This is a genomic window from Aquibium microcysteis (assembly GCF_014495845.1).
GTDB lineage: Bacteria > Pseudomonadota > Alphaproteobacteria > Rhizobiales > Rhizobiaceae > Aquibium > Aquibium microcysteis.
In genome coordinates this window covers 3,669,518-3,681,880 of record NZ_CP061080.1, presented here as the reverse complement: position 1 = coordinate 3,681,880, position 12,363 = coordinate 3,669,518, and the positions used below count along the sequence as shown (strand labels likewise).

Annotated in this window: 12 protein-coding genes; 9 read left to right on the top strand and 3 right to left on the bottom strand. The window is 68.5% G+C overall.

The window, feature by feature from the left end:
* Window positions 1–46: 46 nt before the first annotated feature.
* The 5 genes from IAI54_RS17115 to IAI54_RS17095 all read left to right on the top strand — a co-directional run bounded on the left by IAI54_RS17115 (window position 47) and on the right by IAI54_RS17095 (window position 7,514).
* Entirely contained in the window at window positions 47–1,318 is a 1,272-nt protein-coding gene (locus IAI54_RS17115) for an ABC transporter substrate-binding protein (RefSeq protein ID WP_187968349.1), read from the top strand.
* A 159-nt stretch (window positions 1,319–1,477) separates the two neighbouring features.
* Entirely contained in the window at window positions 1,478–2,470 is a 993-nt protein-coding gene (locus tag IAI54_RS17110) for a carbohydrate ABC transporter permease (RefSeq protein ID WP_420838230.1), read from the top strand.
* Between the two features lie 315 nt (window positions 2,471–2,785).
* The gene (locus IAI54_RS17105) at window positions 2,786–3,838 is read left to right on the top strand and encodes a carbohydrate ABC transporter permease (RefSeq protein ID WP_187968347.1); all 1,053 of its coding nucleotides are present in this window, start codon (window positions 2,786–2,788) and stop codon (window positions 3,836–3,838) included.
* Entirely contained in the window at window positions 3,838–4,941 is a 1,104-nt protein-coding gene (locus tag IAI54_RS17100) for an ABC transporter ATP-binding protein (RefSeq protein ID WP_187968346.1), read from the top strand. Before IAI54_RS17105 ends, IAI54_RS17100 begins: the two co-directional genes overlap by 1 nt.
* A 227-nt stretch (window positions 4,942–5,168) precedes the next feature.
* Window positions 5,169–7,514: a glycoside hydrolase family 31 protein gene (locus tag IAI54_RS17095; protein WP_187968345.1), complete on the top strand. Its 2,346-nt coding sequence runs from the start codon at window positions 5,169–5,171 to the stop codon at window positions 7,512–7,514.
* A 170-nt stretch (window positions 7,515–7,684) separates the two neighbouring features.
* Here IAI54_RS17095 and IAI54_RS17090 read toward each other — a convergent pair whose 3' ends face one another.
* Window positions 7,685–8,521 carry an IclR family transcriptional regulator domain-containing protein gene (locus tag IAI54_RS17090; protein ID WP_187968344.1) on the bottom strand — a complete coding sequence of 279 codons (837 nt, stop codon included), beginning with the start codon at window positions 8,519–8,521 and terminating at the stop codon, window positions 7,685–7,687.
* 86 nt (window positions 8,522–8,607) lie between these two features.
* Here IAI54_RS17090 and IAI54_RS17085 point away from each other — a divergent pair, with 86 nt between their 5' ends.
* From IAI54_RS17085 to pcaF, 3 genes are read left to right on the top strand one after another with little or no spacing between them, the layout of a single operon-like run.
* A complete protein-coding gene (locus IAI54_RS17085; RefSeq protein WP_187968343.1) occupies window positions 8,608–9,324 on the top strand; it encodes a 3-oxoacid CoA-transferase subunit A in 717 nt (238 codons plus the stop codon).
* Window positions 9,324–9,995, top strand: a complete 672-nt coding sequence (locus IAI54_RS17080) for a 3-oxoacid CoA-transferase subunit B (protein ID WP_210321141.1) — start codon at window positions 9,324–9,326, stop codon at window positions 9,993–9,995. Before IAI54_RS17085 ends, IAI54_RS17080 begins: the two co-directional genes overlap by 1 nt.
* A 2-nt stretch (window positions 9,996–9,997) precedes the next feature.
* Window positions 9,998–11,206, top strand: coding sequence for a 3-oxoadipyl-CoA thiolase (pcaF, locus tag IAI54_RS17075; RefSeq protein ID WP_187968341.1), 1,209 nt, complete (start codon window positions 9,998–10,000; stop codon window positions 11,204–11,206).
* Between the two features lie 4 nt (window positions 11,207–11,210).
* On the opposite strand, the gene IAI54_RS17070 is transcribed toward pcaF, so the two are convergent.
* Both IAI54_RS17070 and IAI54_RS17065 read right to left on the bottom strand, forming a co-directional pair.
* Window positions 11,211–11,621 (bottom strand): type II toxin-antitoxin system VapC family toxin, encoded by a 411-nt coding sequence (locus tag IAI54_RS17070; protein WP_235679079.1) that lies wholly within the window; start codon window positions 11,619–11,621, stop codon window positions 11,211–11,213.
* Window positions 11,608–11,868, bottom strand: a complete 261-nt coding sequence (locus tag IAI54_RS17065; protein WP_187968340.1) for an antitoxin — start codon at window positions 11,866–11,868, stop codon at window positions 11,608–11,610. The genes IAI54_RS17070 and IAI54_RS17065 overlap by 14 nt, the downstream gene beginning before the upstream one ends.
* Before the next feature lie 169 nt (window positions 11,869–12,037).
* Here IAI54_RS17065 and IAI54_RS17060 point away from each other — a divergent pair, with 169 nt between their 5' ends.
* Complete coding sequence (locus tag IAI54_RS17060) at window positions 12,038–12,328, top strand: ArsR/SmtB family transcription factor (RefSeq protein WP_187973203.1); 291 nt, start codon at window positions 12,038–12,040, stop codon at window positions 12,326–12,328.
* The last annotated feature ends 35 nt before the right edge of the window (window positions 12,329–12,363 follow it).

The following is a 12,363-nucleotide window of genomic DNA, read 5'->3' as shown; positions in this document are numbered from 1 at the left end:
CAGTCCACACGTCCAGTCTACAAATGTCCTGAATGGGAGGAGAACCATGAAGACCCGTATCCTGCTTTCCGGCATCGCGTTCGCCGCGATGACCGCCGCCGTGCCCGCCAGCGCTGCCGAACTCCGCTTTGCCTGCTACCAGGACGGCGTGGAGTGCGATGCCTGGGCGGAAGCCTTCAAGACCTTCGAGTCCGAGAACCCGGGTACCACGGTCGTCGTCGACATCGTGCCCTACAAGTCGATCGTCGAGGGTCTGCCGCTTCAGCTGGCCTCCGGCGAAGGCCCCGACCTCGCCCGCGTGACCGATCTCGGCGGTCTCGCCAAGTACATGCTCGACGTGACGCCCTACGTCTCCGACGCCGCCAGGATCGAGGAGCAGTACGGCCGCACGCTCGCCTGGACGCGGGTGAACTCGCCCGACGACAAGGGCATCTACGCCATCATGGACCAGCAGACCGCGACCGGCCCGTTCATCAACTCGACGCTGTTCGAGCAGGCCGGCGTCGCCATCCCGGCCAAGGGCGCGACCTATGCCGAGTGGGCCGCCGCCGCCAAGCAGGTCGCCGAGAAGACGCAGACGCCCTACGCGGTGGCGATGGACCGCACCGGCCACCGCTTCGCCGGCCCGGCGATCTCCTACGGCGCCAAGTATTTCGACGCCGACGGCAACCCGATCACCGTCGACGAGGGCTACAAGGCCTGGGCGGAGCAGTTCGTGGCCTGGAACAATGACGGTACCGTGGCCAAGGAGGTCTGGGCCGGCGCAGGCGGGGCGACCTACCAGGACGCCGCTAAGGAGTTCACCAACGGCTCTCTGGTCATGTACATCTCCGGCTCCTGGCAGATCGGCCGTTTCGGCCGCGACGTCGGCGACGCCTTCGACTGGCAGGCCGTTCCGGCACCCTGCGGCCCCGGCGGCTGCACCGGCATTCCGGGCGGCGCGGCGATCGCGGCGTTCAAGCATACCAAGGCGCCCGAAGAGGCCGGCAAGCTGATCGAGTTCATCTCGCGCGAGGACGTCCAGGCCAAGGTGCTGGCGAAGACGAAGAACATCCCGGCCAACCAGGCGCTGCAGGTGAAGGGCATCGCGTACGAAAACGCCACCGATGCGGAGAAGGCGGCGCTGACCACCTTCGCCAACGCGCTGGCCGACTTCTCGCCGGTCGCCTTCCAGTTCCAGGGCTACAAGAACAACCGCGCCATCATGAACGCCACGGTGACCCGCATCACCCAGGCGATCGTCGGCGAATCCTCGCTCGACGAGGCGCTGTCGCGTATCGACGCGGATGTGAAGGAAGCCGTCGCGGCGGCCAAGTAGCGCCATCCTCGGCACAGGCCGGCGCCGCCTGCCAACCCGCCGGGACCGGTTCCCCCGAGCGGGACCATGGTGAAGGCGGCGCCAGCCAGTCATCCTTTTCCCCGCCCGGCGCGGGGAGAAGGCCCCCTGGGCACGTGAGGGCAGATGGATGGGACGGCCATGTTCGCACCGGTGACGACGGCGGCTTCCTGGCTCTATCGCGCCGCCTTCGAGATCTTCGAGCGGCCGATGCTGGCGCTGCAGAAGATGACGGGCGCGCAGCGCATCGCCTGGGTCTTCCTGTTTCCGAACCTGCTGATCTTCAGCCTCTTCACCTTCCTGCCGATCATCCTCAACTTCTTCTACGCCACCACCGGCAGCGACCGCATCCTCCTGTCCGAGCGTCCCTATGTCGGGGCGGAGAACTTCGCCTCGCTGCTCGAGTGCCGGAGCTATCTCGATCCCAACACCTGCGGCCGCGACATCTTCTGGCGCGCCGTCCACAACACCGGCTGGTTCGTGCTGCTGCAGGTCGGCTTCATGATCCTGTTCTCGCTGGTCACGGCGCTGGTGCTCAACCGCGACATCCCCTTCCGCGGCTTCTTCCGCTCGGTCTTCTTCTATCCGGTGCTGCTCTCGCCGGTGGTCGTGGCGCTGATCTGGAAATGGATCCTGCAGCGATACGGCGTGCTCAACTCCACGCTGGAGGGCTGGCAGCTGCCGGTCGTCAACTGGCTGGTCGAGGCCGACTGGGCCTTCTTCTGGATCGTCTTCGTGTCGATCTGGGCCCATATGGGCTTCTACACGCTGATCCTGCTCGCCGGCCTGCAGGCGATCCCGTCCGACGTCTACGAGGCGGCCGAGATGGACGGCGCGTCGAAATGGCGGGTCTTCTCGAAGATCACCATGCCGCTCCTGATGCCCACCATGGTCGTCGTCATCGTGCTGTCGCTGATCCGCGCGGTGCAGGCCTTCGACGAGATCTTCGTGCTCACCGGCGGCGGCCCCGGCTCGGCCACGCTGCTCGTGCTGCAGTTCATCTACGAAACCGGCTTCGCCTTCAGGCCGCAGCTCTTCGGACTGGCGGCAGCGGCCTCGCTGCTGATGGCCGGCGTGCTCCTGGTGCTGACCCTCATGCAGCTCGCGGCGACGCGCAAGCAGGCAGAGGGGTAGGATGGTGTTTGCTCTCTTCGCTCGTTCGAGCGCTGCAGACCCCCACCCCTTACCCTGCCGGGGCGAGCCACTCGTCTCGCCCGTCCTCCGGACCCCCTCAAGGGGGAGGGGGACGTCGACGCCGCGCTTGTCCTCGGCTCTCGACCTCCCGGATGCCGCTCCCCTCGATGCGAAGTGGGCACCACCTCGCGCGTCCCCCTCCCCCTTGAGGGGAGGGGTAAGGGGTGGGGGTAGGCCGCGCGCCGACTCGTCCCGGGGAAGTGTGACGGAACCCGGCATGTCGAGGCCGCCCGCCTCGGCCCAAGGACGCGCCCCATGACCCCCGTCCTGTCCTTCCTCACCCGCCGCCGCGGCCGCAACGGCTTCGACCTCACCGACTGGCTGACCTGGATCTACCTGCTCGCCGCCGTCCTCCTGATGTTCGGCCCGGTCTTCTGGCTGGCGCTGTCCTCGTTCAAGACCGAGTCGGCGCTGCAGGAGTACCCGCCGACGCTGCTGCCGCTCGCGCCGGTCATGGTGACGGTCGAAGGCTATGAGGAGCCCCTGCCGCTCTTCCGCGTCACCGGCGGCGAGCACGAGGGCAAGGTGCTGGCCCAGATCCGGCGCATCGGCCTCAACGCGCAGATGGTCGACCCGGCCGCGCCCGGCGAGCGGCTCAACGTCAACATCAACGACCGTGTGCCCGAGCGGGCGTTCACGCTGGCGCTGGAGAACTACGCGACGCTGTTCGAGCGCTTCAACTTCCTGCTCTATTTCTGGAATTCGGTGTTCATCACGGTCATCGCCACCATCATCACCGTGCTGTTCAACTCGATGGCGGCATTCGCACTGTCGAAATACCGCTTCCGCGGCCGCACCCTCGTCTTCGTCCTGATCATCGCGACCCTGATGATCCCGCCGACCATCAACCTCGTGCCGATCTTCCTGGTCGTCTCTGAACTCGGGCTCGTCAATTCGCCCTGGGGGGTGATCTGGCCGGCAGTGGCGACGCCGACCGGCGTGTTCCTGCTCAGGCAATACATGCTGACCATCCCCGACGACCTGCTCGACGCCGCGCGCATGGACCATGCCTCCGAATGGCGCGTCTACTGGCGCATCGTCCTGCCGCTGTCGGCGCCGGCGCTGGCGGTGCTGGTCATCTTCTCGGTCATGTGGCGCTGGAACGAGTTCCTGTGGCCGCTGATCGTGCTCAACCGGTCGGAGGAGTTCACGCTGCAGCTGGCGCTCAACTCCTTCCAGGGCGACCTGCAGACCGCCTGGGCGCCGCTGCTGGCCATGACCGTGCTGACGCTCCTGCCGATCACGCTGGTCTTCGCCGTGCTGCAGAAATACATCACCGCGGGTATCGCGCAGTCGGGGGTGAAGTGATGGCCGTTCTCGACCTCGAAAAGCTCGTCAAGGATTATGGTCAGGTGCGCGCCATCCACGGCGTCGACCTGACGATCGACAATGGCGAATTCTGCGTCTTCGTCGGCCCGTCGGGCTGCGGCAAGTCCACGCTTCTGCGGATGATCGCCGGGCTGGAGGACATCACCGGCGGGGAACTCCGCATCGACGGCCAACGCGTCAACGAGCAGCGCGCGTCGGAGCGCGGGCTCGCCATGGTGTTCCAGACCTATGCGCTCTATCCGCACATGACGGTGCGCCAGAACCTCGCCTTCGGGCTGGAGAACATCCGCACGCCGAAGCCGGAGATCGAGCGCCGCGTGGCCGAGGCCGCGCGCATGCTGCAGATCGAGGCCTATCTCGACCGGCGGCCGAAGCAGCTGTCGGGCGGCCAGCGTCAGCGCGTCGCCATCGGCCGCGCCGTGGTGCGCGAACCGCGCGTCTTCCTGTTCGACGAGCCGCTGTCCAACCTCGACGCGGAGCTGCGCGTCACCATGCGCGGCGAGATTTCGGCGCTGCACCGCCGCCTCGGCAACACCATGATCTACGTCACCCACGACCAGGTGGAGGCGATGACCATGGCCGACAAGATCGTCGTGCTGCGTGACGGCCGCATCGAGCAGGCGGGCTCGCCGCTCGACCTCTACAACACGCCGAGGAACAGCTTCGTCGCCGGCTTCATCGGCTCGCCGCGGATGAACTTCATCGACGTCACCGTGACGGCCATCGACGCCGAGGGCGTCGCGCTGAAGGACGCCGCAGGCAACGCCTACCGCGCCGCCGTCTCGGGCGAGGGGCTGACGCCCGGCCAGGCGGCGGAGCTCGGCATCCGGCCGGACCATCTGGAGATCGGCGACGTCGACGGCACCGCGGTCACCGTGCAGTCGGTCGAACAGCTCGGCGGCGAATCCTACCTCTATTGCGAGGCCGCCGACGGCACGAAGCTCACCGCGCACCTGCCCGGCCAGACCGCCATCCGCCGCGGCGAAACCGCCTGCCTGGTTCTGCGGCCGCAGTTCACGCATTTGTTCGCCAAGGAGGGCGGGCTGGCGCAGCGGCGGCTGGTGATCGGGGAGGCGGTGTAGCACCAACGCCAGAACTCGAAGACAAGGTGCCCTACGGCGCCCCCCTCTGTCCTGCCGGACATCTCCCCCACGAGGGGGGAGATCGGCAGTTTCGGCCACGCCGCCCGACTCCCGCCGCCGGCGATTGGCGAAACCGCCCATGACGGTCGATCTCCCCCCTTGAGGGGGAGATGCCCGGCAGGGCAGAGGGGGGTATCGCAGAGCGATAACATCTCGGAACCCATCCCATGACCTTCCTCGCCCTCGCATCCCCCCTCTCCACCGCCCCCGCCTCGCTCTCCGCCCCCCTCACCGGCGGCTTCACGCTGCGCGTCGAGGCGCTGTCAGACTGGCTGCTGCGCATCGCCGTCACTCCCGAGGCGGGCCTCGCCGTCGACCGCACCTGGATGATCGCGCCCGAGGGCGACGTGCCCTGGGTTGGCCGCGACCGGCTCTCGACCGACGGCTTCGCGCCGCGCGCCGCCACGCCCGCCGCCGACGGCAAAGGCGTGCGCTTCGGCGACGACTGGATGGTCGACGTCCAGCCCGCCCCGCTCGCACTCACCCTGCGAAGGCGCGACGGCGAGACCTGGAGGACGGTCGTGGCCGATCGCCCGACGGGCGCATACCAGTGGTTCGCGCAGCGCGGCATCTTCCGGCATTTCCAGGCGCGCGCGCTCGGCGACCGGCACTATGGCCTCGGCGACAAGGCCGGTCCGCTCGACCACACCGGCAAGCGGCTGCGCTGCCTGCAGACCGACGCGCTCGGCTACGACGCGCAGACGCAGGATCCGCTCTACAAGCACGCGCCCTTCGTCATCGCCGACGCCGATGCGGGCGGCGCGGTCGGGCTGTTCTACGACACGCTGTGCGAGATCACCTTCGACCTCGGCGCCGAGCATTCCAACTACCACCCGCACTACCGCCATGTCGACGCGCAGGAAAAGGGCGTCATGCTCTACGTCATCGCCGGGCCGAAGGTCTCCGACGTGGTGCCCCGGCTGATGGCGCTGACGGGCCGCCCGGCCTTCGCGCCGCGCTGGTCGATGGGCTTCTCCTTCACCACCATGCACCATGCCGACGCGCCGAACGCGCAGGCGGTGATCACCGGCTTCGCCGAGCGCTGCCGCGCCGAGGCGATCCCGATCAGCGCCATCCATTCCGGCTCCGGCTACACCACGAAGGCCGACGGCCGCCGCTACGTCTTCACCTGGAACGAGAGCAAGTTCCCCGACCGCGGGGGCTTCTTCGCCCGGCTGTCCGACCTCGGCTTCAACACCTGCGCCAACGTCAAGCCGGTCCTGCTCACCGAGCACCCCGCCTATGCCCAGGCCGCCGCCGAGGGCTGGTTCGTGCGCCGCGCCGACGGGCAGCCGGCGGTGGAGATGTTCTGGGGCGGCAACGGGTCGAGCCTCGACTTCACCAACGAGGCGACCGTCGCCTGGTGGAAGGACGGGATCACCTCCCAGGTGCTCGATGCCGGCTTCACCGCCGCCTGGAACGACAACAACGAATGCGAGCTTTGGGACGAGACGGCCACCGTCGCCGGCTTCGGCGCGGCCCTTCCGGCCATCGACGTCCGCCCGGTGCACGCCCTGCTGATGAGCCGTGCCACCTTCGAGGCGACGCTGGCGCGCGCGCCGGAGAAGCGCCCCTATACCATCTCCCGCGCCGGGCCGATCGGCATCGCCCGCTACGGCGAGACCTGGTCGGGCGACAACCGCACCTCCTGGCACACGCTGAAATGGAACCTGCGCCAGGGCCTGTCGATGAGCCTGTCCGGCATGCCCTTCACCGGCCACGACATCGGCGGCTTCGACGGGCCGAAGGCTTCGCCGGAACTCTTCGTGCGCTGGGCCGAGATGATGTCGCTGCATCCGCGCGCCGTCATGAATTCGTGGAAGCCGCAACTTGCCGACCCGACGAACACGCCGTGGATGCATCCCGACGTCACCGGCGAGGTCCGTGCCGCGCTCGCGCTGCGCTACCGGCTGATGCCGCATCTCTATGCGCTGGCCTGGCGGGCGCATCGCGACGGCACGCCGGTCATCGCGCCGACCTTCTACCATTTCGACGATCCGGCTTGCCGCGCCGACGCCGACACGTTCATGCTGGGGGCCGACGTGCTCGTCGCGCCGGTGGTGGAGGAGGGCGCCTTCCACGTCGCGCCCTACCTTCCCGACGTTCCCGGCGGCTGGCACGACTTCCATACGGGCGCGGTGCATGCGGGTGGCGGCACGGTCGAGATCGCCGCCCCGCTCGGCCGCCTGCCGGTGCTGGTGCGCACCGGCGCCATCCTGCCGCTCGCGAAGGCCTGGCCCGACACCGCCCCGCACGACGCGTCGGCCGTCGAGCTGACCCTGTTCGCGGGAGAAGGCGAGGGCACGAGCGCGACGGAGATCTTCTTCGACGACGGAATCGGCTGGGCCTACCGCGACCGCGACGCCTCGCTCGTCGCCTGCTCCGCCGCCTGGACCTCCAGTTCGGTCCGTCTCACCGCCGAGGAACGCTGGACCGGCCGCGGCCGGCCGGAGATCACGCTTGCGGCGCGGGGCGTAGGGGAGAGGACGTTCGAGGGCGATCTGCGGGTCTGAGGTCGGTCTCCGCACCACCTGAAAGCTGGAGCGGCACCGTTGAAACTGCGGATCTCCCCCCTCGTGGGGGAGATGGCCGGCAGGCCAGAGGGGGGCGCCGTAGAGTGCCGAAGCTTTCGGCCCCTGAGGAGATCTTCGCCGTGCGCCGGCGGCGGCGCGGTGCACCCGGCTCACTGCACCACGAAAAAATCCTCGATCCGTCGCGCCGCGTCGCGAAGGGCAGGCAGGACGTCGGCCGTCATGGTCTGCGCCGACAGCCGGGCCGACTGGGTCGAGACGTTGATGGCGGCCACTGTGCGGCCGGTGCGGTCGCGGATCGGCACGGCGATCGAGCGCAGCCCCGGCTCCAGTTCCTCGTCGACCAGCGACACGCCGTCGGCGCCGGCGGCGAGGATCGCCTCTCGAAGCGCGGCGCGGTCGGTGATCGTCTGCTCCGTCAGGGCACGGATGTCGGCGCGGGCGAGGAAGGCGTCGAGCTCGGCCGGCGGCAGGTCGGACAAGAGCACCCGGCCCATCGAGGTGCAGAAGGCGGGGAGGCGGGTACCGACGTGAAGCGCCACCGACAGGATGTGCCGCCCGGGCACGCGGGCGACGTAAACCACGTCTTCGCCCGACAGCACGGCGGCCGAGCAGGCCTCGCCGAAGCGCTGCGAGACCTCGCGCATGAAGGGCTCGGCGAAGCTCCACAGCGAGGCTCCACCGAGCCAGGCGCGGGCGACCGCGATCAGCCGCGACGACAGTCGGAAGACGCGCCCCTCCTGCATGGCATAGCCCGACGCCACCAGCGTCAGCAGGAAGCGGCGCGCGCCGGCCCGCGTCAGCCTGGCCTTCTCGGCGGTCTCGGTCAGCGTCAGCCCCTGCGGATGCGCGGCGAGGATCTCCATGACGGAGAGGCCGCGCGTCAGCGACCCGACGAGGTCGCGCTCCGGGGACGCGGCCGGGTCGCGTTCGGCGGCGGGCTCACCGCCCAAAGCGGTCTCGCGCGTTGACTTGGGATCGTCGCTCATGTAGAAAGTATCGCATAGGAAACATATGTTCGCAATGCGAACTTTTCGGGGCGGCGGAACGGCCGTTCCCCAATGTGGGATCCGGGATGAACAAGATCTGTCCAACCATCGAGGATGCCCTGGCCGGCATCGAGGACGGCATGTCCGTGATGATCGGCGGCTTCGGCGGGGCGGGCGCGCCGATCGAGCTGATTCACGCGCTGGTCGATCGCTACAAGGCGACCGGCTCGCCGGGGCGGCTGACCGTCATCAACAACAATGCCGGCAACGGCGCGGTCGGCATCGCGGCGATGATCTATGCCGGCATGGTGGCGAAGATGGTCTGCTCCTTTCCGCGCTCGTCCGATCCCAAGGCTTTCACCGACGCCTATCTGGCCGGTAAGATCGCGCTGGAACTCGTGCCGCAGGGCACGCTGGCCGAGCGCATCCGCGCCGGGGGCGCCGGCATCCCCGCCTTCTACACGCCCAGCAGCTTCGGCACGCAGGTCGCCGAGGGCAAGCCGGTGGCCGAGTTCGACGGGCGTTCCTACGTGCAGGAGCGGTGGCTGAAGGCCGACGTCGCGCTGATCAAGGCCGAACGCGCCGACGCCAAGGGCAACCTGACCTTCCGCAAGGCGGCGCGCAACTTCTCGCCGCTGATGGCCATGGCCGCCGCCACGACGATCGTCCAGGCGAGCCGGGTGGTCGAGCCGGGCGAGATCGATCCGGAGCATGTGGTGACGCCCGGCATCTTCGTCGACCGGGTGGTCGAGGTGCCGAACCCGGCCCAGGAAGAGGCGCTGCTGCGCGAAGGAGCGAAGTGATGGTTGCCAAGCTGACGAATGCGCAGATCGCCTGGCGCGCCGCGCAGGACCTGCCCGACGGGGCCTATGTCAATCTCGGTATCGGCTTCCCGGAGATGATCGCCACCTTCAAGCCCGAAGGCCGCGAGGTGACCTACCACACCGAGAACGGCATCCTCGATTTCGGCGAGGCGCCGCCGGCCGGCGAGGAGGACTGGGACCTCATCAATGCCGGCAAGAAGGCGGTGACGGCGAACCCTGGTGCATCCTTCTTCCACCACGCCGACAGCTTCGCCATGGTGCGCGGCGGCCATCTCGACGTCGCCGTGCTCGGCGCCTACGAAGTGGCGCAGACCGGCGACCTGGCGAACTGGAGCACGGGCCCCGGCTCGGTGCCGGCCGTCGGCGGCGCGATGGACCTCGTGCACGGGGCAAAGCAGGTCTGGGTGGTTACCGACCACGTCACCAAGAAGGGTGAGCCGAAGCTGCTCGAAAAGTGCCGCCTGCCGCTCACCGGCGTCGGTTGCGTGACGACCGTCTATACCAGCCTCGCCGTGATCGACATTGTCGACAGGCGTTTCGTGGTGCGCGAAAAGCTGCCGTCGATGAGCCTGGAGGATCTCCAGGCCGTGACGGGCGCGCCCCTTGCCGTCGGTGCGACCGTCGGTGACCTCATCGTTCCGGAGCTCTGACCATGCGTGAAGCCTACATCTGCGACTATGTCCGCACCCCGATCGGCCGCTTCGGCGGTTCGCTGTCATCCGTGCGCGCCGACGATCTCGGCGCGGTCCCGATCCGGGCGCTGATGGAGCGCAACGGAACCGTCGACTGGGAAGCGATCGACGACGTGGTTTATGGCTGCGCCAACCAGGCCGGCGAGGACAACCGCAACGTGGCGCGCATGGCGCTGCTGCTCGCCGGCCTGCCGACGGTCGTGCCCGGCTCCACCGTCAACCGCCTCTGCGGCTCGGGCATGGATGCGCTGACCATCGCCGCCCGCGCCATCAAGGCCGGCGAGGCCGAGATCATGATCGCCGGCGGCGTCGAGTCGATGAGCCGCGCGCCCTTCGTCATGCCGAAGGCCGACACCGCCTTCTCTCGCAATGCCGAGATCTACGACACCACGATCGGCTGGCGCTTCGTCAACCCCGTTATGAAGAAGCAATACGGCGTCGATTCCATGCCCGAGACCGGCGAGAACGTCGCGGCCGAGTTCAACGTGTCCCGCGCCGACCAGGACGCCTTCGCCGTGCGCAGCCAGGACAAGGCGGTCGCCGCGCAGCAGAACGGTCGACTCGCCAAGGAGATCGTCCCGGTGACGATCCCGCAGAAGAAGGGCGACCCGGTCGTCGTTTCGAAGGACGAGCATCCGCGCGCGGGCACAACGGTCGAAACGCTGGCCAAGCTCGGCACCCCCTTCCGCAAGGAGGGCGGCACGGTGACCGCCGGCAACGCGTCGGGCGTCAACGACGGTGCTGCGGCGCTGATCGTCGCCTCCGAGGCGGCCGTTAAGAAGTACGGGCTCACCCCGATCGCCCGCGTGCTCGGCGGTGCCGCCGCCGGCGTGCCGCCGCGCATCATGGGCATCGGCCCGGCCCCGGCGTCGAAGAAGCTCTGCGCCCGGCTCGGCCTCACGCCCTCCGACTTCGACGTCGTCGAGCTCAACGAAGCCTTCGCCTCCCAGGGCATCGCCGTGCTCCGCGACCTGGGCATCGCCGAGGATGCGGAGCACGTCAACCCGAACGGCGGCGCCATCGCGCTTGGCCATCCGCTCGGCATGTCTGGCGCGCGCATCGCGGGCACGGCTGCGCTGGAGTTGCGCGAGCGCGGCGCGAAGCTCGCGCTGGCGACGATGTGCATCGGCGTCGGCCAGGGCATCGCGGTGGCGCTGGAGCGGGTGTAGGAGTTCAGTCGACCAGCCAGTTCTCCACCTTCAGGCCGGGCACGTGATGAAATGCCCGGTCGCTGGTCGCCAGCGGAATGCCCATCGACAGGGCATGCGCGGCGATCAGCATGTCGAGGGCGCCCATCGTTCGCCCGTTCCGGCGCATCGCTGCCCGGACGGCCGCATAGACCGACGCGACGTCGCTCGTCCACGGCAGGATGACGAAGCGCGACAGCAACGCGCGCATCTGCGCCGCTTTGCGGGTGGCGGCGGGATTGTTGGCGAGCCCGTAGAGGACTTCGCCTTCGGTCACCACGGATATGCAGACCGAGCCCACGCGGTGCCGGCGCAGCCCGGCGTCGGCGCGTGCAGCCTTCTCGCCGATGAGCGCACCGACCATGTTGGTGTCGAGCATGCAGCTAGGCGTCGCCAAGGGTGTCGCGCTCCCCCTGGGTCTGATCGCGATCCTTGAGGAAGTCCGCCGGCATGTCCAGCTCGTCGCGGAGCCGGAAGAAGTCGTCCCAGGACGGCTCGCCTGCCGGCGAGACGGGTGACAGGATTACCTCGCCCGTCTGCGGATCGCGCCGGATGTTGACCTCCGTCCCTTCGAAACGGAATTCGGCGGGTAGGCGGACAGCCTGGCTGCCGCCGTTCCTGAAGAGCTTGGCGGTTTCGCCCATCGATGCCTCCCATCGTCTATACGATAGATATATACATGCTCCGTCACTCCGACAAGCTGCTCGACCTCGACGAACATCGCGTGCCCTTTTTCGGCTGAAACTCCAAACACCCCTTACAAATCGGTCACGGGCGATCCATATATCGTCCATGACCGATGTAAACATCGAGATTGATCGAGACGCGATCCTGAAGGCACTGGCGAGCCCGGTGCGGCGGGAGATGCTCGCCTGGCTGAAGGAGCCGGAGAAGCATTTTTCCGACGACATGCATCCGCTGGAAATGGGCATCTGTGCGGGCCAGTTCGAGCGCTGCGGCCTGTCGCAGTCGACGGTCTCCTCACATCTGGCGGCTCTCGTCGCCAGCGGCCTCGTCACGCAGCGGCGGGTCGGCCAGTGGGCCTTCTACCAGCGCAACGAGCCGGTGATTGCCGCCTTCCGCGCCGCGCTCGACGATCTCTGACCGTCGGTCGCCGTCCATCTTCCTCCCAAGCAAAG